The following is a 25,295-nucleotide window of genomic DNA, read 5'->3' as shown; positions in this document are numbered from 1 at the left end:
TGTTGACGACATTTGCGTGCGTGGCAGAAACGATGTTGCTGCTACTGGCCTGCGCCGGTTGAAGTGGTAGTAGTAGCGCTGGCAGTGCGGGCTGCGGGCCGGGTGTGTACTTCAATGCCCGACAGGTTGGCGTCGCCGCCCGTAGAAGTTACGGCAATGGTACCGTTGGTTACGCTAGTGACGAACGGACCAATCTTAGCCCAGTTGCCGGCCGAGCCGCTGTTGCGGTTCGATACGACGGTCTGGCCATTGATTGCCATGTTGTATGTGGTAGCGAAGTTGTCTTCCCACACATACAGGTACACCTCGTAGGTGCCATTCGGTACGGCCGTCATGCGCACGTCCAGGTTGCGGCTCCATACCGAAGAGCGAATCACGCTGGCCCGGGTGGCGTCGGTGGCAGGCGTCAGGGCAACGTTGTTGGCCGTGAACGGGCTGCCGGATACTACCGAGAAATTAGCGCTGTTGCCAGCTCCGAAGGCTTTGCCATCCAGCGTAGTGGCGCTGCCGCCCACGTTTATGGCGCGGTAGAAAGCCGGAGCAACCGGGGCCGGAGCCGTTACAGTGAGGCCGACTGCTGCCGAGGCGGCGCTGGCGTTGCTGTTGTCGGTAGCCTTAGCCGTGAGCGAGTACGAGCCGGCGGCTACGTTGCTCCAGGTGAAGGTGTACGGAGCGCTTGTGTCTTCGCCTAGCTTAGTTGTGCCCTGGAAGAACTCCACCTTGCTAACCGAGCCATCGGTGTCTGAGGCCGTGGCTGTCAGCGTTACGCTGCCGCCCGCCGTCAGGGTCGAAGCCGAGGTAGTCAGCTGGGCGCGGGGTGCTACGTTGGCTGTAGGAGCTGGTGCGGTTGGCGTCGTGCCAGTTGTGCCAGCCGTGCGGATTTCCAGACCCGAAATGTTCAGGTCGCCACCCGAAGAGGTGAGCTGGAGCTGGCCGTTGGTGCCTACCGTAGCGGCGAACGGGCCAATCCGCTGCCAGCTACCAGCCGAACCCGTATTGAAGTTGCTGAGCACGCGCTGGCCCTGTACGTTCAGGTTCACAATGCCTGCGAAGTTGTCTTCCCAAACGTAGGCATACACGGCATACTGGCCGGCAGGTACGTTGCCTACTGTGAGCTGCAATGCGTTGCTGTAAATCGACGAGCGAATCATGCTGGTGCGGGCGGCGTCGGTAGCGGGGTTCAGGGCAACGTTGTTGTTGCTGAACCGCTGCCCGTTGTGCGTTATGTTCGGAGCGTTGTCGCCTTCCCAGTTGTTGCCATCAATGCTGGTGGCGCTGCCGTTGAAGTTAATGGCACGGTAGAGTGCGCCCGTGCCGGCTACCGGAGTGGTAGGCGTAGGAGCGGGGGCCGGAGCCGGAGTTGGGGCCGGAGCCGGTGCAGGAGCTGGCGTAGGAGCGGGGGCGCTGGTACCATTCAGGCGGATACCAGCACCAGCGGGAGCCGGATAGCTAGCTGTAATGGATGCGTCGCCCCAGCTGTTGTTGTTCTGTACCAGGCCAGGCGTGTTCAGCGTCCAGAAAGGGTTTTGCTGACCGGCGCTGTTCACCCAGAACACCTTGTTGCCGGTTACGGTGGAGTTTTCCACTGCCCGCGGACCGCCCCACAGGTAGATGCCCACGTTCGTGAAGCTCTGCTGACGGCCGAATACTATGTTGTTAAGAATTTTGTTGCCGGTACCGCCCGTGTTGGCAATGCCATACTGGCCGGGGTTGATAACAACGTTGCTTTCAATGGTGCAGTAAGAGCCGCCAGTGTCACCTACCAGAATACCACCACCCGACGGGCTGGGGCCACCACCATTGATGTAGTTGTAGCGGATCATCAGCGGGCTGGTGGGCGTACCGCTGGTCATGAACATGTTGATGGCGTCTTCCGGATTGCTCTGGCCCGCAATGTTCAGCCCGTAGTTGTACTCGATGACGTTGCCGGCACCGGTGCAGTTATTGAACTGGATGAACTGCCCGCGGGCGTCCGCCATGTTCATGTTTTTAAAGTTGTTGTGGCGCACTACCATGCCGCCCGTACCGTTCTGGGAATAGATGCCCCCAATCAGGTTTTCGAAGTACGAGTCTTCGATGGTGATGTTCGAGCAGCCATAAAGGTCAACGCCTAGCTTCTGGCCGTTGCGCAACGATACCCGCCGAATGGTGATATTAGAGCAGTTGGTGAGCTTGATGGCCGGCGTGGTTGAGAAGTTGGTAATCACCAGATTTTCAATCACCCGGTTGCTCTGGCCGGTCAGGTTGATGGGCGCGCTGGCCGTCAGGCCAGTCAGGCCGCCGTCTGATTGAGCTTGGACGCAAAACGTGGTGAAAAAGAGCAACACAACCAACGACACGTATGTCTGCATAGAGGCAGACAATCCTAATTTCTTTTTCTTCAGCATTTGCACTTTTTAAGATGTGAAAGGACGAAAAGGATGTTTCTACTACGGCAAAGTTAAACAAGAAAACTCATATCGTCTTACAGGCTGCTATTCATAAAAGCCCGTAATGCCGTAGTAATAGCATACATATGAATCGTATATATAAGTTCATGCATTAGAAAAATCATGTATCTACTAGGAATCGATGATAGTTGAGGAATTGTATAAAATTGAATTATGCCGTTGAAATAGTTGAAATATTTTTCTGCTGAATAGGAATTTCAGGGAGTAGCCCAATGAGGGTTGAATTATTGCTGGTAAAGATTGACAATCCGTATTCGTTGGTTCAACTTCTGCTGCGCGGAAAGCGGCACTGGTAGTCAGGACAAAATCATGTACAGAAATTAAAGCATTAGGGTAGGCAAATCATTGAATATGAAGACAAATACTGCATTGCGCACAAGCGTAAACCGCGCTGAAATGAGAGTCTGACGTCCGCTTTTTCGCCGGTAATACGCCACTCATTATGTCTAAAAGCAACTAGCTCGCCTCACAGTCAGCGTTAGCCAGCCCGCTGCCGCCAGCATCAGCAATGAGATGCTACCGTAGAAAATAGCCAACCAGCCGGCGTGAGTAGCCAGTGAGCAGGCATAGCGGCAGGTCGCGCGGCGGGCAGTTGCGCCGTGCAAACTGCGTGAAGTCCCGTAGGTTGGCCCCGCCCCGAATGCTGAACAAATGCTGATAATAGTTGCGCAGTGTCCGGTGCTGCCGGTTTTGCTGGTCGCCACTTTCGTCTGGGTAGGTGCCCAGGCGGGCGTCGAAGTTCAGGTACACTTCAAACCCAGCCAGCCGGGCCTGATGCGTAAAGTCGTAGTCGGCGTAGTAGTGGGGCAGCAGCTCGGCCGCAAACAGCCCGATGCGCTCAAACACCACCCGCGGGATTAGCAGCCCCCGGCCGGGCAGATATTCGGTGGGGCGCTGGCCGTGGCGCTGGCTGGCTGGTATTTCATCGAGCAGGCGCCGGAAACTGCCGGTGCGCCAGTTCAGCCAGCCGCCGGCATAGATAGGCTCCTGCGTACGCGCATCCAACTCAAAAGCACCATACAAGGCCGGCGGACGGCTGGTGGCAGCTGCCATCATCTGGGCCACGAAGTCGGGATACGCCACCACATCGTTGTTCATAGTCATCAGCCAGCTGGCACCCTGGTCAAGTGCATGGCGCAAACCCAGGTTTACGCCGGCCGTCCAGAACAATGAGCCAGTGCCCGGCAGCACGGTTACCTCCGGATAGTCGGCAGCCAGTGCGGCGGCTGTGCCATCAGTGGACCCATCATCTACAACAATGGTACTGAAGTCCTGGGTTGACTGCTGGCGTAGTGAATCCAGGCAGGCTCGGGTGTAAGCAAGGCGGTTGAAAACCGGAATGACGATGTAAAGCATAGCGCGCAACCTGAAAAACAGCGAAAACGAAAGGAAAACGGCTTATTAAGCGGGCAGCGCGCTCATCAGGCCCCGGTAGAGCTGGCCGCCCAGGTCGGCAGGCAAGGCATTGAGCAGCATGTAGGGCAACGACGACGGCGTGGTGCGAGGGTGGAGCTGGTGGCGCTGTAGCAGCGTATCGAGGCGCCGGCTCAGGCTGCGGTTGTGCAGCAGCTGCCCCGAGATAAAACGCAGTTTGGATACTTCCCTGGAAAGCGTCTGGCGAAAGGCAGCTGCGCCGGCCGGGTCGTAGTGCTGCAGAGGGGCCAGGTAGTAGAGCGCATGGCAGTAGCTTTCCGTGTACATGGCCCAGCGCGTGGAGCGGGTGGAAATCTGGTTGCCCGGATGCAGGTGGTAGTTGCCCATCACAGCATCAACCACCTGAAAGTCGCCGCGCATCATCATGCGCAGCCACAGATCAAAGTCGCCGGTGTAGCGCAGCTGCTCCTTGAAGCTGCCCGCCGCCAGCACGGCCTCGCGGCGCATCAGGGAGTGCGAAATGATGAAGGGGCAGCCCAGCTGCAGCGTTTGGGTGAACAGCTGCCGCCCATCGAGCCGGCTTGGGTATGTGAAGTTCAGCTGCTGCAGGCGCAGGTCGTGCTGTTGCTGCACCTGCGCAGCGTTGGTGCCCACAAAGATGCTGCGGCCCGTCACCAGCACCAGGCCGGGGTCGGTGAGGTAGGGCTGCAGAGCATACAGGTAGTCCGGGGTTATTTCATCGTCGTCGTGCAGAATCTGCACCCACTCGCCCTGGGCCCGGCGAATGGCCAGGTTGCAGTTGTTGTACTGGCCGAGGTTGCGCGCATTGCGGTGGTAGGCCATGCCGGCCGGCTGTTCGCGCGCAAACCACTCCTGGGTGTCGTTTTCGGTGGAGTTGTCACTGACCAGAATTTCCAGGCTCAAACCCGGCGGGCGCAACATGCGCTGCAGCTGCCCCAACACCCGCTGCAGATCGGGCAGGCGGTTGTAGGTCGGAACGATGATGGAGAGTTGGAGAGCAGCCATGGCAAGGAAAGTGGATGGATAAAGAAAGAAGACTTAAAGCGTCACGGAAAAAACGGCGGCCAGCTGGCGCACCCGGGCCACGGCTTTGTCGCGCAGCATGGAGCGCCATTGCCGGTAGTCAGCAAGTGTGTCGCGCATCATGAAAGCGGGGTGCCGCAGCGGCAGTTGCATAGGCTGGGTGGGCAGGTTGGCCCAGGGGTGCCCCACGTTGTGGGTATGCGTGGCCTGGCTGCCGAAACCAATGTTGCTGATCAGGTTCACGCCCGGCGTAACACTCAGGCCCGACTGGCTGAGCAGCGTGAAGGCCCACTGGTAGTCCCAGGTGTCGAGCTGGCCGTTGTGTGTGGCCCACAGCGGCTGCAACGCCATGCGCTGCTCCAGGCTATGGAAAAAGCGGCGCCAGAAATAGCCCTTACGGTCCAGCTCAGGCAGTAGCGGCGTGGCGGCATCGTAGAGCTGCCACGCCCGGCGCCAGGTGGCCCAGCCCCAGATACCCACGTACTGCGAGAAGAAGTAGGAGTAGTCCGGGTCGCGGGTCCAGCCCCGCAGCAGGTTGCTGCCGCTGATGTGCAGCACCCGCGTATCGGGAGCATAGTGCTGGAGCATTTCTTCGCAGTAAGGGAAAAAGCTGGCGTGCGGCAGGCAGTCGTCTTCGAGGATGATGCCGGCTTCTTCGTGCTCGAAAAACCAGCTGATGGCTTCACTCACGGCCCGGCGGCAGCCCAGGTTTTCCTCCCGAAACAGCGTCTGCACAGTGCAGGGCCAGTCTACAGCCGCCAGCACCTGCTGGCGCAGCGTAGCGCAGGTGGCTGCTTCGGTGGGGCGCTGGGCGCGGGGGCCGTCGGCGGCCACGTAGAGGCGGGGCGGGCGGGCCGCCCGGATTGCCGCCAGCACCTGCAGCGTCACGTCGGGCCGGTTGAAGATGATGAAAAGTACCGCGGCCCGGGGCGGCGAGGCCAGGGGAGGCCGGATGGCAGGAACAGGAGAAGTTGTCATAGCTCAGACCGGAAAAGGAAGCGGAACGGAAGGGGCAGCAGGTGTTGGAGCGGCAGACGCAGGACGCTGGGTTAAGGGCGCCTGTTGGAGAGGCGAGGCGGGCGCCTGCTGCGCAATGCGCAGCAGGCCAAACCCAATGAAACCGAAGAAAAACGACGGCAGGCAGTAGGAGTAGGCGTACACCAGGCTCGTGACAATAAGCACCGCCCAGGAAAGCGCCTCAGGCGACGCAGGGGCGCGGCGAACCAGCTGCAACGCCAGACTCAGCTGAGGAAGCACAAACAGGAACATGCCTACCGCCCCGAAATAGAAGGGAATTTCCAGGTAGAAGCTGTGTAGGTTGTGGCCGTGTCCGTCCTCGAAGAAAGTGGTGTGGCTTTCGGGATTGTAGAACTGCACCGGCAGCTCGAAACCCGCTAGGCGCATCCCCAGCAGCGGATTTTCCTCTACAAACGGCCAGTACGATTCAAACTGCAGCAGCCGCCACGAGCCGGTTCCCTGCGTGCTGTGGTTTTCGATGTCGGAGAAGTTGGCGGCTAGCTTATCGAGCACTTCTGGATATGACACAAAAATGAAGGAGGCTGTCAGAAAAAACAGCAGCAGCGGAACACCCAGCAGCGCCGGCAGGGCCAGGCCGCCCAGGCGCCGCGGGGCCGCCCGCATCACCAGCAGCCCATTCAGCGCTAGTGCGGCACCAGCCGTTACCCACACGGTGCGGTGCTGGAAAAAGAAGATGGCAAACGCCGCCAGAAAAAACAGCGCCAGATGCCGCGTTTTGCGGCCCGCCAGATAGGTGTTGAAATGGTGCAGCAGCGGTATCATCAGCAGATACGCCGAGGATGCATAGAGGCCCCGGTTGTGGGCCAGGAAGGCGCCGATGCTCACCACTTCTGCATTGATGAAAATCAGGTTCAGAGCCAGTCCCAGCCAGATTACCGGCACGATGTCGGCTATGGTAATGCGGCCGAAGCGGGCGTAGAGGCCATAAAAAGCCGGAATGGCAAACAGCACCAGCAGCTTCTGAAACACGTGCGGATACACCATGGGCGTCTCGTAGAACCAGTACGACTCGGCAGCGAGCAGGCCTGTAGCAACCACTCCCACCCAGAACATCAGCCGGACCACTCCGCTCAGATACCGGTAATAAAATACACTCATGCCCACGCACAGAAACGCGAACAGGCGCGAGTACAGCACGTTGTAGTCGTGGGCCGGATGTGGGCCCGTGTCTTCTTCGGCGGCATGCCCCGTGAGCAGATCCGAAAACATAGGGTCCGAGAAAAACAAAATCAGAATCCCGAGCAGATAAAGAAAGCGGAGGTTGATTTTCATAGCAGTAGGGCAGCCGCCTGCTGGCGGTAAACAGAGGGTGCGGCTATTGGCTGGGGGAGGGGCGAAGTCAGCTGCTGCCGCTCCAGCACTTGGCGGTATAAGGTCTCGTAGGCGGCTGTCACGGCCTGCTGAGAGAACTGTGTGGCCACCCGCACCACACCCCGGGCACTGAGCGTCTCATACAAGGTGGGCTGTGTCAGGAGCTGCACAAGTGCGGCGGCCGTGGCGTCAGCGGAATTTATATCCGTCAGGACGCCGCACTGGCCTTCTGCCAGCACCCACGGCACTGCCCCAGAATGCGCGCCCCCCACCACCGGCAGGCCGGCTTGCATGGCCTCCACCAGCGTCAGCCCGAAAGACTCCTCGCGGGCCGGGTGCAGCAGCACGTCAAAGCCAGGGAGCTCACGCAGCAGCGCTTCGTGGTCGAGCAGCCCGGCAAAATGCACGCCGTCGGCCAGGCCCTGGGCCCGGGCCCAGCGCTCCGCCGTTTCTCCAGGGCCGTAGTCGGGCCCAAACAGCCAGTACTCGGTGCCGGAGCCCAGCTGCCGCCGCACCTGCTGAAATGCCCGGAGCGCCGTGTCGGCATTTTTCCGTGCCGACCAGCCCGTGAGAACGGAAATGATGCGCCGCTGCGGCCCCACCGGAAAAGGCCGCACTCCGCCAGGACCCGGCAGCACAGCATTTGGCACCACCGTTGGGTGGCGGGTGCTGCTACGCAATGCCTCGGCCAGATAAGGCGAAACAGCCGTGAAATGTCGGCCCCGGCGCAGCACCCGCATCTTCAGGAGCAGCCGCACCACGCGGTAGAGGTCAGGCTGGTAGCGCAGCACGGTCCAGGGGTCGTCGTGGAGCGTGATAAGGGTAGGGCGGCCACTTTCAAGAGCCCCCAGGGCAAACTCGTAGCCCCAGTGCGCGTGCACGATATCCGGCTGATCCACGTCAATGAACTGGCGGATAACGGCTGCTTCCGCCGCAAATAAATCGGGGCAGTATTGCCGGGCGCGGGCGCGGAAGTTGCCTACATACACCGTGAGGTGGGGCCCGCGCAGCACCACAGGCGTTGGAATATTGCGGCCCAAGGTGTACACCGATACCGTGTGGCCCGCCGCCAGCAGCCCCTGCACCAGCGGCGTAGTGGCACTGCCTCCCAGGCCCTGCGGCGGCACAGTGCCCGCCGCCAGGTCTAGGTGCGGACTCAGCACTTCGATATCAATAGGTGTGGCCAGCCCGATTTTCATAACGTGTGAAGCGCCAGTAAGGAAAAGCGTGATAGGAAGAAAGAGCTACAGTGCAATAGGCAAGGGCCTGAGTAGTGGTGCCTGTCCGGGGTTTGCTATTTGCTGCTGACGATGGCGGGTGTGGGCCCCAGCAACGCCAGCAGCCGGTTGCGTAGCTGGCCGGCGCTGAGATGCGCTTCCAGCTCGTGGTAGAGTGAAACCCGGATGCTGCGGTTCCAGGGCATGGCCAGCTGGCCCAGCAGCGCCACCACGCCCAGCGCCATCAGCAGCAGCAGCTGCGGCAGCGCTGCCACCTGTAGTTCGGCCAGGCCGGTTTGCACTGTGCTCAGCACCACTGCCAGCACCAGCGCTGTGCACAGCGCCGGCCAGTAGGCCCCCCAAAGACTGGCCACCGGAATGTGGAGGTAGCGGCGAATGGCCCACTGGTACGTCAGGTGGCGCAGCACCTCGGCCAGCAGCACCGTCAGCACCACCGCGCGCAACCCGTAGGGCGCTGCCAGCAGCAGGCCGGCGCCCAATCCGGCAATGAAGCCTAGCTGCAGCCATACTTTGAACTTCAGCCTGCCCAACGACTCGCACAGCGAACCACTGTAGATGGTAAGCAGATGCGCCCCCACCATAAGGGCCAGCGGCCCCAGCAGCGGCACCGCTTCCAGCCACTGCGGCCCCAGCACCACCCGCACCAGCGGGTCGGAGGCGGTAGCCATGCCGGCCGCCATCGGCAGCATCACCCACGCCGACAAACTGAGCGTGGTGAGGTAGAGCGGCCGCAGGCGCGGAATGTCGTGCTGCAGGCTGCTGTAGGAGGGCAGCATCACCCGCGAAATACTGTCGGTGAATTGGTAGAGCGGCAGCTGAACCAGAAAAAAGGTGCGGTTGTAGAGGCCCAGCGTGTAGGTACCCAGCAGCCGCCCGATGCTGAGCCGGTCGAGGTTGGCGCCGAAGTATTCCAGCAAGCTTACCACCGATACGGCCCCGCCAAAATTGACCAGCGGCCGATAGTGCGCCCAGCGCAACGGGGGGCGCAAGCTGTGGCGCACGCAAAGCCAGGCCGCCACGGCCTTCACCAGCAGGTTGGAAAGGGTAGCGCCCACCAGGCTCCAGATGCCCCAGCCCGCCCAGGCCAGGCCCAGCCCCACCACGCCATAGCCTGCCAAAAAAGCTCCTAGCTCTATGCGGGCCAGCAAATCAAAGGCCATGCGGCGGCGCAGCAGGCTCTGCGAAGTGGCCCCAAGGCTGTTCAGGACAAACGTCAGCGACATGCCCCGCAGCACACTCACCACCCCAGGCTCCTTAAACAGCAGCATGGCCAGCGGGGCCAGCCCCCACATCAGGCTGGTCACGCATATGCCCAGGGCAATGGCAACCGTAGAAGTGGCCCGGATGTGTACCGGTTCCAGATTGGCCCGCTGAATGAGGGCCTGCTCCAGCCCCATATGAGCAAAATAGCCGCCAAAGCTGATAACAACCATGGCCATACCCATCAACCCAAAATCAGTGGGCGAAAGCAGACGAGACATGATACCGGAATAAATGAATTGCAGCACGGCAATCAGGCCGGTAGCAATCAGGCTCCAGCGCAGCCCGCGGAGGGTGCTGGCCGGAATGGCAGAAGTAGAGACGGCAGGCATAGCAGAAGCAAAAGCAACGGGCTGCACAGCAGAAGGATAGTTGGCAGGAGCGGCGGAGGAAGAAAGAAGAACCAAAGCGGCCTGGCTGCTAGCCGGGACTAAGCGCCACCCGGGCCGGCGGCGAAAGCTGCCGCCGGAGCAAGACCAGCAGGCGGGGAAGCTTCCGGGCCATAATGAGTAGGCGCTGCGGGTGCCACAAGGGCTGCGGAATTCCCAGGAAACGCCCCAGGTAAGTAGCCAGGTCGGTGGTAGGCGTGCTCCAGAAGGCGCTGTGCGGGTTCAGCACCCGCTGGCAAAGAATAGGCAGGCCCTGGTTTTTCTCGTTGGGTAAGTGCCAGATGGGCAGCTGCAGATCGGTGGGGCGCACATTGGTTTTGCGGTAGGAAGTCCAGATGCGCCGGATAAACGGGCTGGCATCTACCCCGGGCCGCTCCAGGCGGTTGTACACGAAGCTGGTCAGGTACTCGTCGCCATCGAAGAGGCTGCGGCCACTGGCAAAGCGGGGTGCGGCCGTTGGGTGGCTGCGCAGCACTAGCTTCCAAAAAACCTCCAGCGCCGCCGCTACCTCAGCCAGCCGTGGGCGGCTGCCCCCCAACAGCTCGCCGCCATAGTGGTGGGGCACCGCTACCGGATAGGTAGGGTCGAGCTGCCGGTACAGGTTGCCAATGTCGCGGCGGCTGAGGCCATGCACCTTGGTGTCGGGGCCGGTGTCGGGCTCGGCGTCCAGCAAAAGCAGCGTGCCGGGCTGGCGCAGTAAGGCCAGCAAAGCCGGCGCCGGCCGCGTCCAGACGCAGTCCGAGTCGAGCAGGATGCTGCCGTCTTCAGCCTCAGGACGAGCCATTTCGCGCAATACTTCCAGCTTGTAGAATGCATTGCGAAACTCGGTGCCGAAGGCGGGCGGCGGGCAGAACTCCTCGAACGGCAATAGTCGCGTCTGCACGCCCAGTTGCTCGAGAAACGCCCGATAATCAATGCCTCCCCAGCAGGCTGGTGCCTCGTCGTTAGTATAAAACAGATGCGTTACGCCTGGGTTGCAGCGCACAGAAGTAGCAAAAAACACCACTGTGCACTGCCAGTAAAGGCGGCGTCGCTCTTGCACGCCCACATCCAGCAGCTGCGGATAAACCGAAGCAGGCGTACCGGCAGTGTCCACACAAAGGCTCGTTACAATGGCCATAAGGGGGAAATGGGGAGGTTGTGGGATAGGTGAATTTGCCGTGCTGGCGGCGCAGGGCGGCGCTGAGGGCACCAGTGACACGGCTAGCCCAGCGTCTGCTTCTCCGGCCATTTCACCTCATACCGAGTAGTAGGCCGCCTGGCTTTTGTAATGGTATTCGTAGGTGTCGTGGAAATTCACGTTGTTGAGCAGCACGTACACTTGCCCGGCCGGGGTGCCTGGCTGGGCAGTATCGGCCAGTTCATGCAGGTGCTGCAGGCTGTTGCGCTGGGTGTAGCGGTGGCGCACCACAAATACCGACACATCAATGTATTGCCGCAGAATATGATACTCTGCTACCAACCCTACCGGCGGCGCATCCAGCACCACATAGTCGTAGTCCTTTTTGAGTAGCTCAATCAGGGCGCCAAAGCGCGGGTTTTCCAGCAGGGCCATGGCATCATCCGGAATGGGGCCGGCCGCCAGCACGTCCAGGTTCGGAATCTGGTCGGGTTGCTGCATGGCTTCCGCCAGCGTGATTTCGCCCCGCAGATACGATGACAACCCCGCTCGTCGCGCCGAGAAGCCAAAGTAGGCGCTCATCGTGGGCTTGCGCAGGTCGGTTTCAATCAACACAGTGCGCTTGCCCGACAAGGCCAGTTCCACCGTCAGGTTGACGCAGCAGAAGGTCTTGCCTTCTCCAGAAACAGAAGAAGTGAAGCCGATGACCTTTTGCTGCGTGCCACCACTTACATACTGCAGGTTGATGCGTACCGTTCGGAACGACTCCGTTACAGCCGATTTGGGCATTTCGTGGCGCACCAGCTTCGTCGCTTTGCCAGCGTCGGCAATCAGGCCCAGAAACGGAACGTTTGTAACATTCTTGATCTGGTCCACGGTCTGCACGGTCTGGTCGGCCCGGTCGCGCAACAGGATAAAGCCCGCCGGTATCATCAGGCCCAGCACCAGCGCAATCAGGTAGAGCTGCGAGGGCAGGGGCGGCAATGGGTCGTTGCTTTCCATGGCGGCCTGGTCCACCACTTTCTTGTCGCTGGTGTTGGTGGCCAGTGTCACGGCTGCTTCCGTTTTTTTCTGGAGCAGAAAGGTGTAGTTCTTGTCGTTGATATCGGCCTGGCTACGCAGCAGTGCCAGCTGACGCTCATTTTCCGGCATCCGGCTGATGCTGCTGCGTACGGCTCCCAGGCGTTGGTCGTAGCCCTGCAGGGCTACATCCGACGAGCGGATCAGGTTGGTAAGGTTGCGCAGCAGCGCCGCGCGCCGGCTCTGGATTTTGTTGTTCAATGCCTGCACTACGGGGTTGCCTTCGGACGCTTCCACCGCCAGCCCGGCCTTCTGGCTGTTCAGCTGGGCCAGCTCCATAATCTGGCTGTTGAGTACGGGGTCTTCTACTCCCAGGCCAGTGGCCGAACTAACGGCGTCGCCATCGGGCGAGGCCCGCAGGTAGCTCAACACGTTCTGGTAAGCCAGGCGCGCGTTCAGCACCCGGGCCCGGTCGTTTTCCAGCTGGCTGCGCATTTGCAGGTCCGAAGTAGCTTGCTGCGAGGCATCTACCAGGCCCCGCTGCCCCCGGAACGTAGCCACCGCCGACTCGGCGCGGCGCAGCGAGTCGCCTACTTTACCTAACTGCGAGTCGATAAATGCCAAGGCAGTGCGGCCGTCCCGGTTTTTGTCGGTAAGGTCGTTTACAATGTAGGTCTGCATCAGGGCATCCAGAAAGCGCAGCTCTTTTGCTGGCACTGCGCCCTTGGTAGTTAGGTTGAGCACCCGCGAGTAACGCTCAATTGGCTTAACGGTAAGGCTGCTGCGGTACGTATCTGTGAGTTCGGGCAGTGAGTGCAGCACGAAGAAGAATTTCTGGTTTCCCAGCGCCACCGTGCTACCCTCAATAGTGAAGCGCGAGTAAGGGCCCTGGATTGTCTCGCCAGGGCTGACTGTGCGCTCGAAATTAAACTCAGGTATTGTGTTCAGCATAGCGCCGGTCTGGTACTGCACTACGGGCACCTGCTTGCCTTCAGCCTGTACGCGCAGCCGTCCGTCGGGCAGCGTTTCCACAAAGTAGCGGACCCCGATTGCCTGGGGCGCAGCACTGTCTAGCCGCACCCGAATGGGCACTTCCGCGCCATAGATTTCCTGCGTTTTGAGGGGCTTCAGCGCATTCACCCACACATCAGGTACTACGTGGTAGCTGACCCCAAAATCCAGACTGCGGAGCGTCTGGTTGATCAGACCCGCCGACGTCAGCAAGCCGATTTCGTCTTCAGTCTTGGTTTCGTGTTCTTTGTTGTCGGTGGTGAGCAAGTCCTGCGTGTGGCGCGAACCGGTAGCACGGTCAGAAAGCATCAGCGTGGAATGAAATCCGTAGCGCACGGGCATCAGCTGAGCCAGGAAAAACGCCGCCGCCATAGCCAAGGCCAGAGAGGCCACAAAGTAGTACCAGCGCGCCCGAAGCTTGAACAGCATGTTGCTCAGGTTCAGCTCGTCGGCGGTGGAAGGAGTTTGATTAGTAGACATAGCAGCAGGAGAAAGGCGGAAGAGTAGCCTACCCGAAATCCACCGGATACTGGTAGGGCTGGCAGGGGCGGATGGCCGAAAACTGAATTTACTATTGTTATATTAAAAATTGATTTATTTATATGAATTTGTTTCCGCGAACCTGATTTCACTTTAGCGGAAGAGCCCGTAGAGCAATGCGGCTGTGCCAAGGCCGGAAAACAGCAGCCCTAGGTTCACAGAGTTGCCGCGTTGGGTGAGAGCCTTCACCGGCTCCACGTACAGAGCATCGTTGGGCAGCAGGTAATAGTAGGGCGAGCTAAGCAACTCCGGACGCGTCAGGTCCAGCAGCATCACCTGCGAGCCATCTTTGGTTTGCCGAATCAGCTTTACCGTGCGCCGGTTGCCCAGCGGCGTCAGGTCGCCAGCCAAACCCAGGGCTTCCAGCACCGTTGCCCGGTCGTTGAAGATGGTATAGCGGCCAGGCGCTTTCACTTCGCCCAGCACGGTTACCCGGAAGCTTACCAGCCGTAGCACCACAGTGGCATTGCGCACGTAGTTGGCAATTGATTTTTGTACCAGATCCTGTGCGGCGCTAATAGTGAGGCCTTTCACCAGCACCTTGCCCACTGTCGGGACCAGAATGTGCCCGCTGTTGTCTACCATATAGCCATTCACATACAAAGAGCCGGGGTCCGACTGGCCGAAAAGCATTTCGTTTTCGTGCAGGTTGAATGCTTTGGTCAGTTCGGGCTGCGCACTCTGCACCCGGATGTACAGCACATCATTGGGCATAATCAGGTACTCTGTGGGTTGGTTAACCACACTAGTCGGCTGTGCCGAGTAGGGGCCTTGCAGATACGTAACGTCGCGCGTCGGCACGCATGAAACCAATGAAATGCTCAACAGCAACACACCCAGCAACAGCAGACGAACAGCGGAATACAGCATGAGAAGTGGCACGTGGTGGTGGAGAAGCAGCAGGGCGGGAAAAGGTCAGCAATACAAAAACCTGCATATTTCTGATACTGGCACTTTTTTATAAAAATGTTGGATTGAAATTGTAAAAGCAAGTGTTTATTAAATTTTTTAAATAAAATATTGCACTCATAGCAGGTCGTTATAGCCTTATTAATAGTTAAAAACCTATGTTTCAGCTGTCTAGATAGGCGTCGGCAGGTTGCTGGGCTGGATAAGCGGAAGGCTGTACCTTCGGCCCGTCGGATTCCGGTATCATCCTTAACATCCCGCTGCATGAAAATCCTGCTGGTAGAAGACGAGCCCAAAGTGGCCGCCTTTCTGCATAAAGGCCTGACGGAGCAACAACACAACGTGGAAGTAGCCATCGACGGACCTACTGGCCTGCGGCTGGCTCTCTCCGGCCAGCACGACCTGATCATTCTCGACAACCTGCTGCCGGGCCTGAGCGGCCTGGAAGTATGCCGGCAGGTGCGGGCCCATAACCCAGCCGTGCCTATTCTGATGCTCACGGCCCTAGGCGAAACCGACGATAAAATCCGGGGCCTCGATGCCGGCGCAGATGACTACTTAGTGAAGCCGTTTGCCTTCCAGGAGCTACTGGCCCGCATTCGGGCACTGGTCCGCCGCCGCCCCGAAGCGGCCGCCGCGGCCGCCGTGCTGCAACTCGCCGACCTCACGCTGGACCCGGGCAGCAAGCTGGTGCAGCGCGCCGGGCAGCCCATTCAACTCACGGCACGAGAGTTTTCGCTACTGGAATACTTGCTGCGCCACAAAGGCCGCGTCATTTCGCGCGTTGATATTCTGGAGCACGTCTGGGAAACTTCTTTCGATACGGGCTCCAACGTCATTGACGTGTACATCAACTTCCTGCGCAAGAAAATCGATAAGGATTTCACCCCTAAGCTGATTCACACGCTGGTGGGCATGGGCTACGTAATGAAGGAAGAATAGAGAAGCTTAATGGGCGTCGTTGAGGCTGGCAGAGTAATGGGCGGCAACCACTGGAGCGGGGTTGTGTTTTGCCATTTTCATTAAAAAAGTAAAAATCATTGCGAAGACTTCCGGAGGGATTAGCAAATTGATGCAAAACTCCTAGCTTGCCAGGGACTTAACATTCCCGTAACATGGAAGTGCAAACCCTCAAGTACCCTGCTTTACGCAACTACATAGCGGGCCAGTTTGCCGATGATGCCCCGGGCGCGACGCTGGATGTCTTCAGTCCCCTGACCGGCACGCTGATTTCCACCGTTCCGCGCAGCAGCTCTGCTGCGCTTGATGCCGCCGTGCAGGCCGCGCAGGCGGCGTATCCGGGGTGGGCGGCCACGCCTATTAAGGAGCGGGTCCAGATTTTCTACCGCTACAAAACCCTGCTGGAGCGCGACATGCAGGCCTTGGCCGAGCTGGTGCGCGAGGAAAACGGCAAAACCTTCGACGAGGCCCGCGCCGAAGTGGAGAAAGCCATCGAGCTGACCGAGTTTGCGTGCTCGTTGCCGCAGCTGGTGCAGGGCGAGTTTCTGGAAGTCAGCAAAGGAGTGGAAGCCCGCGCCGAGCGTAAGCCGCTGGGCGTGGTAGCCAGCATTGCGCCGTTCAACTTCCCCAACATGGTGCCGCACTGGACCATCCCGAACGCGCTGGTACTGGGCAATACCATGATTCTGAAACCCTCGGAGCAAGTACCGCTCAGTGCCGGCCGCATTGCCGAGCTGCTCAAAGAAGCTGGCCTACCCGACGGCGTCCTCAACATCGTGCACGGCGACCGGGAAATCGTGGAAGCCATCTGCGACCATCCCACTATTCAGGCCATGAGTTTCGTGGGCTCCACCAAAATTGCCAAGGTGGTGTATATCCGGGCTACCAGCAACCTGAAACGCTGCGTGGCCCTGGGTGGCGCCAAAAACCACCTGATGGTGCTGCCCGACGCCCACCCCGAAATGACGGCTTCCAACGTGGCCGCCTCTATGTCGGGCTGCGCGGGGCAGCGCTGCATGGCCGGCTCCACGATGGTGGGCGTGGGCGCAGTGGATGGCATCGTGGCTAAAATCGTGGAAGAAGCCCGCAAGATTGTGGTTGGCCAGAACCTGGGTTCTGTCATCAGCAAAGAAGCCAAGGAGCGCATCGAGCAGCATATTACAGAGGCTGAAGCCGCTGGCGCCAAAGTGCTGCTCGATGGCCGCAACGCCGTGGTGCCTGGCCACGAAGACGGCTACTACGTGGGCGCGACGGTCATCGACTACGTGACGCCCGACATGCGCATTGCGCAGGAAGAGGTATTCGGGCCGGTGCTGGCCATCATGCGGACAAACACGCTGGATGAAGCCCTGGCCATTGAAAACGCCAACCCGTACGGTAATGCCGCCGCCGTTTTCACGCAGAGCGGCAGCCACGCCCGCTACGTCATGGACCACGCCAACGCCGGTATGATTGGCGTGAACATCGGCGTACCGGTACCGCGCGAGCCATTCTCGTTCGGCGGCTGGAACGACTCCAAGTTCGGCGCCTGCGACATCACCGGCAAAAGCTCCATCGAATTCTGGACCCAGCTCAAGAAAACCACCACCAAGTGGAACCCCGAGTCGCGGGTGAACTGGATGAGCTAGAAGAACGGTTCTATTAGACCGTCCTGCTGAGCTTGCCGAAGCATCTCTACCGCTTCGCCTGCACCGATTCAACCAAGTGGTAGAGATGCTTCGGCAAGCTCAGCAGGACGGTCTGATTTAGGTAGTCAGAAAATCCCCCTTTCCCATGGAAACCACTTTCGCCACCGACCAAGACCAGATCCTGCACGACAACCTCGACCACACGCTATTCTCGTGGTCGAAACAGGCGGGATTGAACCCCATCAGCGCCGAGAGAGGGGAGGGGGTATACCTCTGGGACCGGGACGGCAAGCGCTACATCGACTTCAGTTCGCAGCTAATGAACGTGAACATCGGGCACGGCGACCAGCGCGTGACCGAGGCTGTAGCCGCGCAGATGCGCGAAGTCAGCTACGTGTATCCGGGCATGATTACCAAAGCCCGCGGTGACCTGGGCCGCAAGCTGGCTGACATTACGCCAGCCAACCTCACCAAAGCCTTTTTCACGCTGGGCGGGGCCGAGGCTATCGAAAATGCCATCAAGCTGGCGCGGGTGTATACTGGCCGCCACAAAATCGTGACGCTCTACCAATCGTTTCATGGGGCCAGCTACGGGGCCATGAGTGCCGGCGGCGACCCGCGCAAATTCGCCGTCGACAGCCAGGCCATGCCCAACGTGGTGCACGTCGAGAATCCGTATTTCTACCGCTGCCCTTGGTACTCCGAGACGCCCGAGCAGTGCGCCGAGCGCGCCGCCGCCGCCATGGAGCGCATCATTGGCTACGAGAATCCCGGCAGCATTGCGGCTATCATTCTGGAAGGCGAGTCGGGCACGTCGGGCTGCATCAAGTATCCGCCCGGCTACTGGACGCGCATCCGTGAAATCTGCGACCAGCACGGCATTCTGCTGGTGGCCGATGAAGTAATGAGCGGCTTCGGGCGCACCGGCAAATGGTTCGGGTCCGACCACCACGGCGTGAAAGTGGATCTGATGTGCATGGCCAAAGGCATTACGGCCGGCTACCTGCCGCTGGGCGCGGTGATGGTGGACGAGAAAATTGCGCACCACTTCGACGACAAGCCACTACCGCTGGGGTTGACCTACTCAGCTCACCCCGTATCGTGCGCCGCCGCCGTGGCCGTGCTCGACATCTATGAGGAAGACAACCTGCTCGAAAACACCGTGCAGATGGGCCGCTACCTCGACGAGCGAATCTGCGAGCTGATGGGCCAGCACCCCAGCATCGGCGACTGGCGCAACACGGGGTTGTTTGGGTGCCTGGAGCTGGTGAAAAATCGCCAAACCAAGGAGCCGATGGCGCCCTGGAACGCGGCCCCGCACCAGATGGATATCATGAACCAGGTGATGGCCAAAATCAAGGAGCTGGGCATGTACACCTTCGTGCGTTGGAATTATATTTTCATTGCGCCGCCGCTGTGCATCACCCGCGAGGAGCTGGATGAAGGCCTGGCCATTATCAGTGAAGCATTGAAAATCACTGACGCCCACGTGCAGTAGGCCTCACTTACAAGAACAGTCATTCCGAGCTTGCCGAGGAATCTCGCGTGCTGATGCTGCAACAGTAAGTGTCATGCTGAGCGCAGCCGAAGCATCCCGCTTGCGTCGTTTCAACGGTACTGATTAGTACTGCAACGTCAGCACGCGAGATTCCTCGACTCCGCTCGGAATGACGTTCGAATACAACCAGCTTCGCCTCCTTTTCCTGCTGCTTATCCCTGCCGGTTGCCAATCGGCCTAGCCCTTGCTGTTGCCGGATTTAAGGCGTTATTTCTTGCTTTTGGAGCTGAAAATCAATAGCTTTTCCAGTCGTAACCCTCTCACTAACTAGTTTTTGATGGCGTCTGTACTGCTCAAAAATGGCCGCGTTGCTACCGCCGATTCGGACGCCATCTGCGACATCCTGATCGAAGGCGAAACTATTGCCGCCATCGGCCGCAACCTGCCCGTGACGGCCGACCAAACCATTGACTGCACTGGTAAGATTATCGTGCCCGGCGGCATCGACCCACACGTGCACCTCGACATGCCGTTCATGGGCACGTTCAGCTCCGACACCCACGAAACCGGCACCCGCGCCGCCCTGCACGGCGGCACCACCACCGTCATCGACTTCGTGCTACAGAAGCAGGGCCACAGCCTGCGCGAAGCCCTTACTGAGTGGCAGGGCCGCGCCACTGGTACTGCCGTCGGCGACTACAGCTTCCATATGGCCGTGACGGATTTCAACCCCAGCACCAAGGAGGAAATCAAGGACATGGTAGCCGAGGGCATCACCTCGTTCAAGACCTTCATGGCCTACAAGGGTGCCCTGATGATTGACGATGCGCAGATGGTGGGGCTGATGCAGGAAGTGCGCCAGCACGGCGGCCTCGTGACGGCCCACGCCACCAACGGCGACATGATTGACACGCTCATTGCCCAGCACCGCGCCCAGGGCAAGCTCACGCCGCTCTACCACTACCTCAGCCAGCCCGAAGTCACGGAGTCCGAAGCCTCAGGCCGCTTCTGCGACATTGCCAACTACACCGGCGTGAATGCCTACATCGTGCATCTGACCTGCGAGGGTGCCCTAAACCAGGTGCGTCGGGCCACGGAGCGCAACCAGCGCGTGTTCGTAGAAACCTGTATTCAATACCTCGTGCTCGACGCCTCGCTGTATGAGGATGAGGCCAACGGGGCCAAAGTCGTTATGTCGCCGCCGCTGCGGCAGAAAAAGGACCAGCAGACGCTCTGGGCCGGTATCAACCAAGGACTCGTGCAGGTGGTGGGCACCGACCACTGCCCGTTTATGCTGGCGCAGAAGCGGATGGGCAAGGACGACTTTTCCAAGATTCCCAACGGCCACCCCGCCATCGAGCACCGCATGGAGCTGCTGTTTTCGGAGGGCGTGAGTAAGGGGCGGATTTCGCTGCAGAAGTTCGTGGAAGTGTCCAGCACTAACGCGGCCAAGATCTTCGGCATGTTCCCGCGAAAGGGCACCATCAGCATCGGCGCCGACGCCGACCTGGTCATTTTCGACCCCGAGAAAAAGCACACGATTTCGGCCGACACACACCACATGAACGTCGACTACTCGGCCTACGAGGGCTGGGAGCTGACTGGCAAAATCGACACCGTGCTGCTGCGTGGCCAGGTAGCTGTGGACGCTGGCGAAACCAAGGTTGGGCGCGGCTACGGGCAGTTCATCAAGCGCGGCAAAACGGCATTTTAGGAACGACTTCTCCAGAACGTCATTCCGAGCAGCGCGAGGAATCTCGCGTGCTGACGGTGTAATGCTAACCTAAGCCCCTCTCTTCTGGAGAGGGGTTGGGGTGAGGCCAACGAAGCCGTAGAGATGCTTCGGCAAGCTCAGCATGACGGTCTAACAACTGACATTCAAACTCATTCCCCCAACCCTTTCTCTCTCTCCCAATGCCCAGAATTATCAAATCCGGCCTGATCCAGATGAGCTTGCCCATGACGGAAGGCGAAGGCAGCATTACCGAAATTATGGAAGCCATGGTGCAGAAGCACATTCCGCTCATTGAGGAAGCCGGCCGCCAAGGCGTGCAGATTCTGTGTTTGCAGGAAATATTTAATACGCCCTACTTCTGTCCCGGCCAGGACAAAGCCTGGTATGCCTCGGCTGAGTCGGTGCCTGGCCCGACTACGGACCGCATGGCCGAGTACGCCAAGAAGTACAACATGGTGATGATTGTGCCCATCTACGAGCGGGAATCGGCGGGCTTCCTCTACAACACGGCGGCCGTAATTGATGCCGACGGCACCTACCTGGGCAAGTACCGCAAAAACCACATTCCGCATACCTCGGGCTTCTGGGAGAAGTTCTTCTTCCGGCCCGGCAACCTGGGCTACCCCGTGTTCCAGACCAAGTACGCCAAGGTAGGCGTGTACATCTGCTACGACCGGCACTTCCCCGACGGCGCCCGAGTGCTGGGTTTGAACGGCGCCGAAATCGTGTACAATCCTTCGGCTACCGTGGCCGGCCTCTCGCAGTACCTCTGGAAGCTGGAGCAGCCGGCCCACGCGGCGGCCAACGGCTATTTTATGGGCTGCATCAACCGCGTAGGCGAGGAGAAGCCCTGGAACCTGGGCCGCTTCTACGGCACCAGCTACTTCGTGGACCCGCGCGGGCAGATTATTGCCCAGGCCGACGAGTACAAGGACGAGTTGCTCATCGCCGAATTCGACCTCGACATGATTGAGGAAGTGCGCAACACCTGGCAGTTTTTCCGCGACCGTCGCCCCGAAACCTACGAGAAGCTGGTGGAGCTGTAGGCCATTGGTTTTCCTGTCATCCTGAGCAGAGCGAAGGACCTTATCAAGCGTCAACGATCAACCAGCGCGTCATGTCGAACGCAGTGAGATATTTCGCGTGCTGATCAGATAGTTAGCCGCTGACGTGGCAAGATCCTTCGTAAGCTCAGGATGACAGACGGTTTTTCTTTTTCACAACCGCAACACTCGCCGTATGGCCGAATACGCTACCCCAACTTCCGAGCAGGAATTCCAAGCGAATTTCACCCAGCTCAAGCCCCGGATGAACTCCTCCGAGGCACTGTTCGAAAGCTCGCGCTGTTTGTTCTGCTTCGACGCGCCCTGCATCCAGGCCTGCCCCTCCGGTATCGACATCCCGCAGTTTATCCGCCAGATTAATACTGGCAACGACACCGGCGCGGCCCGTACCATCTACGAGGCCAACTACTTCGGCAACGCCTGCGGCAAGGTCTGTCCCACGGAAGTGCTCTGCGAAGGCGCCTGCGTGTACAATCTGCAGGACGTGAAGCCCATCGAAATCGGGCGCCTGCAGAGCTTTGCCACCCGCAAGGCCATCGACGCGGAAAAGCCGCTGTTCACCCCCGGCCCCGACAATGGCCGCAAGGTCGCCGTCATTGGGGCCGGTCCGGCTGGCATTTCGGCGGCCTGTGAGCTGCGGATGCTGGGTTATGAGGTGGACGTATTCGAGGCCAAAAGTCAGCCTTCGGGTCTGACGGTGTACGGTGTGGCGCCCTACAAAATAACCAACGAGGAAGTGCTGGCCGAAATGGCTTACCTGCAACAGCAGCTTGGCTACTCGATGCAGTACAACGCGCCCATCAGCTCCCGCGTGGAGCTGCAGCAGCTGGAAGCCAAGTACGACGCTATTTTTCTGGGCATTGGCCTGGGCCGCACCAACGCCCTGCTGCTGCCCGGAGAGGAGCGCGAAAACTGTATCGGCGCCGTCGAGTTCATCGAGCAGCTGCGCATGAACCACCACGCCACCACCGTCGGCCGCAAGGTCATCGTGCTTGGCGGCGGCAACACCGCCATGGACGCCGCCTCCGAATCGTCTCGCATGGGTGCCGATTCGGTAATCCTAGCCTACCGCCGCGGCAAGGACGATATGGGCGCCTACGAGTTCGAGTACGACCTCGCCAAAGGCGTGGGCGTGAAAGGCCTGTTCAATGTAGCCCCGGTCGAAATCGTGGGCAACGGCAAGGTCGAAGGCGTGAAGTTCATCCGCACCGCTTTGCACGAAGGCCAGGTGACAACCGTGCCCGGCTCCGAGTTCATCGAGCCCTGCGACATGGTGATTAAAGCCACCGGCCAAGCCAAACAGACCCAGTTCCTGAGCTTAATCGAAGGCCTGAAAACCGATGGCAAAGGTTGCATCATCGCCGATGAGCGCACGGGCCAGACCACCAACCCGCAGTACTTCACTTCCGGCGACGCCCGCAATGGCGGCGCAGAAGTCGTCAACGCCGCCGCCGAATCCAAAGCCACCGCCCGCGGCATCCACGAATACCTTTCCCGCAAGTAACCAGAACGTCGTTCCGGGCAAACGAGCAAATAAGAACGTCATTCCTAGCGAAGCCGAGGAATCTCGCGTGCTGATGTTGCAACAGTATCGTCCTGCTTCATCTGGCGTCCGCTTGCCGAAGCATCTCTACCGCTTCATTGTATTGCCAGTTGATTAGCACTGCACGCGAGATTCCTCGACTCCGCTCCGCTGCGCTCGGAATGACCGTCTTTTTAAACAACAACTCATGCCAGACCTCTCCATAAATTTCGCCGGCATCAAGTCCCCGAACCCGTTCTGGCTGGCTTCGGCGCCGCCGACCAACTCCGGCTACCAGGTGATGAAAGCCTTCGACGCCGGCTGGGGCGGGGCGGTGTGGAAAACCCTGGGCGTGCCCGTCGTGAATGTGTCGAGCCGCTACGGCAGCGTGAATTACCGCGACAAGCGCATGATGGGCTTCAACAACATCGAGCTGATTTCGGACCGTCCCCTGGCCGACAACCTGCGCGAGATTGAGGAAGTCAAGAAGCGCTTTCCGAATCATGCCGTCATTGCCTCCCTGATGGTGCAGAGCCGGCAGGAGTGGCACGACATCGTGCGCCAAAGCCAGGACGCCGGCGCCGACGGCATTGAGCTGAACTTCGGCTGCCCCCACGGCATGTGCGAGCGGGGCATGGGCTCGGCCGTGGGTCAGGAGCCCGCCGTGCTGCAGACCATCGTGGAGTGGGTGATGGAAGTGGCCAAAATTCCGGTTATCGTTAAGCTCACGCCCAACATCAGTGACATCACCGAGCCCGCCATGGCCGCCCGCCGCGGTGGCGCCGACGCCATTTCGCTGATCAACACCATTCAAAGCATTGTGGGCGTGGATATCGACCAGTTCGCGCCTTACCCGATAGTGGACGGCCAGGGCTCGAACGGCGGCTACTGCGGCCCGGCCGTGAAGCCCATTGCCCTGAACATGCTCAAGAACTGCGCCCAGCACCCCGACGTGCGCCTGCCCATCTCCGGCATCGGCGGAATCGAAACCTGGCGCGACGCAGTGGAGCACATCCTGCTCGGCGCGAGTTCGGTGCAGGTTTGCACCGCTGCCATGCACTACGGCTTCGGCATCATCCGCGAAATGACCAGCGGCCTGGAGCAATACATGACCGACAAAGGCTTCCACACCATCTACGACTTCGTGGGTAAAGCTCTGCCCAACGTGCTGCCCTGGGAAGACCTGAACATGCAGTACAAGGTGACGGCCAACATCCACGCGCAAAAGTGCATCGGCTGCCAGCTCTGCTACACCGCCTGCGAAGACGGTGCCCACCAGGCTATTAAGCTCAACGCCGGCACCCGCATCCCCGAAATCATCGAGGAAAACTGCGTGGGCTGTAACCTCTGCTCGTTGGTCTGTCCCGTCGAGGACTGCATCACCATGGACCGCCAAGACGACGGCACCCAGCACGTCACCTGGAAGGAGCGCACTGCGGCCGGCAATATTCCCACCGAGTTCAACGACGAAAAAGCCGGCGGCCGCCACCATTGGGTGCCCGAGCCCGCCGCTGCTTTGGGCAAGGAGAAGCACAAAACCCTGCCTGGCAGAGCCCGCCAGTATGAGCAAATGACTGTGAAGCAGGCACTAACTGAGTAACCTTAGCTGCTATATTTCAAGGGAAAGCCTCTGTATGTTGTATGCAGAGGCTTTCTAACTTTATTTACTGATGCTTTCCCCGTATTCAGCTCAAATCCTCTCTATTCTCCTCGACGCATTTCCGGAATTTCAGAACTCCGCCAACGTTCAGGAAGGTTATTTCACCATACAATTAACGTCGCCTTCCGGCTGGCCTTTTCTCATTTCCTCTGAGAATAAAGAGCTAACAGTGTATTTCTCTGAACACCACTGCCACTTCACCAGTTTCGATGGGGAAGGTGGGGTGGGCGGATATCCATTGGATGATGTGGAAAAAGCCATTGACTATACTCAAAAATTGATTTCCGGCGAGTCCGCATTAGCTGTCTGGACCAAAGATGGCAAGCTTTCTATGTCATCTATGTATCAAGCTCAGGATGGGCCGTGGCCCGCAAAAGCTAATTGGTTTAATGCTTGGCTCTGGAGGCGCTGGGTTCGTAAACGGAAGTTGGAGATAAGGACGTGGTGATATTAGGTTTTCCTACTGTCACTCGGCACAGTCCAACGACTACACTGCCCACCTTCTCCCTCCCACAAAACCTTTT

The 25,295-nt window shown here is 59.5% G+C and carries 18 protein-coding genes; 8 read left to right on the top strand and 10 right to left on the bottom strand.

The window, feature by feature from the left end; all coding sequences use genetic code 11:
* Positions 1-41: 41 nt before the first annotated feature.
* The 10 genes from H8B14_RS14135 to H8B14_RS14090 form a co-directional block, all read right to left on the bottom strand.
* On the bottom strand, positions 42-2,351 hold the full coding sequence (locus H8B14_RS14135; protein ID WP_187316282.1) for an Ig-like domain-containing protein: 2,310 nt from the start codon (positions 2,349-2,351) through the stop codon (positions 42-44).
* A 615-nt stretch (positions 2,352-2,966) separates the two neighbouring features.
* Positions 2,967-3,806, bottom strand: coding sequence for a glycosyltransferase family 2 protein (locus H8B14_RS14130; RefSeq protein ID WP_187316281.1), 840 nt, complete (start codon positions 3,804-3,806; stop codon positions 2,967-2,969).
* 45 nt (positions 3,807-3,851) lie between these two features.
* The gene (locus H8B14_RS14125) at positions 3,852-4,850 is read right to left on the bottom strand and encodes a glycosyltransferase family 2 protein (RefSeq protein ID WP_187316280.1); all 999 of its coding nucleotides are present in this window, start codon (positions 4,848-4,850) and stop codon (positions 3,852-3,854) included.
* A gap of 33 nt (positions 4,851-4,883) precedes the next feature.
* Positions 4,884-5,846 carry a glycosyltransferase family 2 protein gene (locus H8B14_RS14120; RefSeq protein ID WP_187316279.1) on the bottom strand — a complete coding sequence of 321 codons (963 nt, stop codon included), beginning with the start codon at positions 5,844-5,846 and terminating at the stop codon, positions 4,884-4,886.
* A 3-nt stretch (positions 5,847-5,849) separates the two neighbouring features.
* Positions 5,850-7,178, bottom strand: coding sequence for an O-antigen ligase family protein (locus tag H8B14_RS14115; protein ID WP_187316278.1), 1,329 nt, complete (start codon positions 7,176-7,178; stop codon positions 5,850-5,852).
* Positions 7,175-8,416 carry a glycosyltransferase family 4 protein gene (locus tag H8B14_RS14110; protein ID WP_187316277.1) on the bottom strand — a complete coding sequence of 414 codons (1,242 nt, stop codon included), beginning with the start codon at positions 8,414-8,416 and terminating at the stop codon, positions 7,175-7,177. Before H8B14_RS14110 ends, H8B14_RS14115 begins: the two co-directional genes overlap by 4 nt.
* Before the next feature lie 95 nt (positions 8,417-8,511).
* Entirely contained in the window at positions 8,512-10,047 is a 1,536-nt protein-coding gene (locus tag H8B14_RS14105) for a lipopolysaccharide biosynthesis protein (protein ID WP_187316276.1), read from the bottom strand.
* Positions 10,048-10,135: 88 nt separating this feature from the next.
* Complete coding sequence (locus H8B14_RS14100) at positions 10,136-11,224, bottom strand: hypothetical protein (protein ID WP_187316275.1); 1,089 nt, start codon at positions 11,222-11,224, stop codon at positions 10,136-10,138.
* 117 nt (positions 11,225-11,341) lie between these two features.
* Complete coding sequence (locus H8B14_RS14095; RefSeq protein ID WP_187316274.1) at positions 11,342-13,735, bottom strand: GumC family protein; 2,394 nt, start codon at positions 13,733-13,735, stop codon at positions 11,342-11,344.
* Between the two features lie 153 nt (positions 13,736-13,888).
* Positions 13,889-14,665 carry a polysaccharide biosynthesis/export family protein gene (locus H8B14_RS14090; protein WP_187316273.1) on the bottom strand — a complete coding sequence of 259 codons (777 nt, stop codon included), beginning with the start codon at positions 14,663-14,665 and terminating at the stop codon, positions 13,889-13,891.
* Between the two features lie 303 nt (positions 14,666-14,968).
* Between H8B14_RS14090 and H8B14_RS14085 the strand changes: the two genes are divergently transcribed.
* The 8 genes from H8B14_RS14085 to H8B14_RS14050 all read left to right on the top strand — a co-directional run bounded on the left by H8B14_RS14085 (position 14,969) and on the right by H8B14_RS14050 (position 25,219).
* The gene (locus tag H8B14_RS14085) at positions 14,969-15,646 is read left to right on the top strand and encodes a response regulator transcription factor (RefSeq protein WP_187316272.1); all 678 of its coding nucleotides are present in this window, start codon (positions 14,969-14,971) and stop codon (positions 15,644-15,646) included.
* A 173-nt stretch (positions 15,647-15,819) separates the two neighbouring features.
* Positions 15,820-17,292, top strand: coding sequence for a CoA-acylating methylmalonate-semialdehyde dehydrogenase (locus H8B14_RS14080; RefSeq protein ID WP_187316271.1), 1,473 nt, complete (start codon positions 15,820-15,822; stop codon positions 17,290-17,292).
* Positions 17,293-17,437: 145 nt separating this feature from the next.
* Positions 17,438-18,790, top strand: a complete 1,353-nt coding sequence (locus tag H8B14_RS14075) for an aminotransferase class III-fold pyridoxal phosphate-dependent enzyme (protein WP_187316270.1) — start codon at positions 17,438-17,440, stop codon at positions 18,788-18,790.
* A gap of 337 nt (positions 18,791-19,127) precedes the next feature.
* Positions 19,128-20,504 (top strand): dihydropyrimidinase, encoded by a 1,377-nt coding sequence (gene hydA / locus H8B14_RS14070; protein WP_187316269.1) that lies wholly within the window; start codon positions 19,128-19,130, stop codon positions 20,502-20,504.
* A gap of 200 nt (positions 20,505-20,704) precedes the next feature.
* The gene (locus H8B14_RS14065; RefSeq protein ID WP_187316268.1) at positions 20,705-21,571 is read left to right on the top strand and encodes a nitrilase-related carbon-nitrogen hydrolase; all 867 of its coding nucleotides are present in this window, start codon (positions 20,705-20,707) and stop codon (positions 21,569-21,571) included.
* Positions 21,572-21,764: 193 nt separating this feature from the next.
* Positions 21,765-23,093: an NAD(P)-dependent oxidoreductase gene (locus H8B14_RS14060; RefSeq protein WP_187316267.1), complete on the top strand. Its 1,329-nt coding sequence runs from the start codon at positions 21,765-21,767 to the stop codon at positions 23,091-23,093.
* 226 nt (positions 23,094-23,319) lie between these two features.
* Positions 23,320-24,711 carry an NAD-dependent dihydropyrimidine dehydrogenase subunit PreA gene (gene preA / locus H8B14_RS14055; protein ID WP_187316266.1) on the top strand — a complete coding sequence of 464 codons (1,392 nt, stop codon included), beginning with the start codon at positions 23,320-23,322 and terminating at the stop codon, positions 24,709-24,711.
* Positions 24,712-24,781: 70 nt separating this feature from the next.
* Positions 24,782-25,219 carry a hypothetical protein gene (locus H8B14_RS14050; protein ID WP_187316265.1) on the top strand — a complete coding sequence of 146 codons (438 nt, stop codon included), beginning with the start codon at positions 24,782-24,784 and terminating at the stop codon, positions 25,217-25,219.
* Positions 25,220-25,295 lie beyond the last annotated feature (76 nt).

It is taken from the genome of Hymenobacter puniceus (assembly GCF_014333525.1).
Lineage (GTDB): Bacteria > Bacteroidota > Bacteroidia > Cytophagales > Hymenobacteraceae > Hymenobacter.
This window is presented reverse-complemented; position numbering and strand designations above follow the sequence as displayed.